We start from the raw sequence: 1,089 nt of genomic DNA on the forward strand, positions 1-1,089 counted from the left end.
ACAACCGTTGAGCTTGCGCCATATTTTCAAACATATTGTCACGGAATAAATTAAGTGCGAAATTTCGAGCGATCGCAAAAATTTGAGGAAGGGGGGTGGTGCGAATTCTAGAGGCATCTTCACCCTGAGTAACATCTCGAACGTAATGAACCTTATTTTCAACACCCCAGTATCCTCTAATGCGTGAGGCAAATGCTTCAGCAGTTTCACTTAAAGAGGAAATGTAATAACGAGTCTCTGTTGTGACTTCAATCATGTGATGCGTAAATACTTGGCGCTCTGATTTAACTTGAATCAAAGTAGTAAGTCCAGGCCAAGAACGAATCCCATCCAAGGTTTTACAAATACTGACATGACGCTTTTCGACTCGACCGTGCCCTTTATTTATCTGTTCATAACTTGATTCTGGTATAAAATTTGTTTTGACATCTTTGAACAAACCTGGTTGATTACCTTTTAAAGCCGCAATGTAATCATTGCCACTATTAATTATTAGTTCACAAGTTTTTTTTGAGTATTAATAGCATCAAATGCAAAAACAACGCCTTGAAGAGCTAGTTTTTCAATCAGTTCAGGTAAAGCTTTAATTTCATTAGTTTTGGCATTTACTTGACATGGCTCTAGAATCAATCCTCGCTCGACAATATAGGCACTGACTAACATAATTGCTGGGTGAGAATCAGAATTTAGATTATCATTTTCAATTTGGTATGAACCTTTGAGAACCTTACCATCCAAGCCAATGGTCTCTCCGGCAGATGGTTGTACGTTAAAGAAGTTAGCAAGGCATGTAGAATATCCTTGATAATCAATATGCAATAAAGCCCGACGCACGGTGCTATAAGAAGGGAGTCTATTTTTTGGAGGGTTAAAAAGATTAATCAACTGTTCGTTGTAGCTTGAAATCCAATCACCAATTGCTAAAAATCCTTTATTCCCGGCTGCGATCGCTAAAGTAAATAGTGCGAGACATAGAGTCAGGTTATGCCGTTGTCCTGCTTTTCGACGAGGGTCTTTAAGCTCTGCAAAAGCTTCTATAATTGCTGGTTGGCTCATGGAGGTAGATGCACACGCTTGGATTCGCGCTAG

General features: G+C 39.3%; 1 pseudogene. It reads right to left on the reverse strand.

Annotated features, from left to right (window positions below):
- Positions 1-1,056 (reverse strand): annotated as a pseudogene (locus CK510_RS34535) (ISAs1 family transposase); the annotation flags it as partial.
- Between the last annotated feature and the right edge of the window lie 33 nt (positions 1,057-1,089).

The organism is Brunnivagina elsteri CCALA 953, assembly GCF_002289455.1.
GTDB classification, from domain to species: Bacteria; Cyanobacteriota; Cyanobacteriia; order Cyanobacteriales; family Nostocaceae; genus Brunnivagina; species Brunnivagina elsteri.